Origin of the sequence: Halostella sp. PRR32 (assembly GCF_034808085.1) — an archaeon.
Taxonomy (GTDB): domain Archaea; phylum Halobacteriota; class Halobacteria; order Halobacteriales; family Natronoarchaeaceae; genus Halostella; species Halostella pelagica.
Map to the genome: position 1 here is coordinate 1 of NZ_JAXHGL010000099.1, position 276 is coordinate 276.

Genomic DNA, 276 nt, shown 5'->3' on the forward strand with positions numbered 1-276 from the left:
CACCCGCTCGTCACGCCCTTCTTCGACAGCGTCCGCGACCTCTGGGGCGTCGACCCAGACGTGGGCTACTTCTCTAGCATCGGCGACTTCAACCACCTCGGCGGCCGCGCCGAGATACCGACCGTCATCGTCGGTCCCGACGGTGCGAACGTCCATGGGACGGGTGAGTACGTCCTCGTGGACGACGTGGTCGAGACGGCGCAACTCGTCGCCGCCGCGACGAGTCGCCTCGTCGAGTGACCGACTGAACGAACGACGGGGGTGCCACCCCCGTCG

Annotated in this window: 1 pseudogene; it reads left to right on the forward strand. The window is 68.1% G+C overall.

What is annotated here, in order from left to right:
- A pseudogene (locus SM753_RS20540) lies at window positions 1–240 on the forward strand (M20 family peptidase); the annotation flags it as partial.
- Between the last annotated feature and the right edge of the window lie 36 nt (window positions 241–276).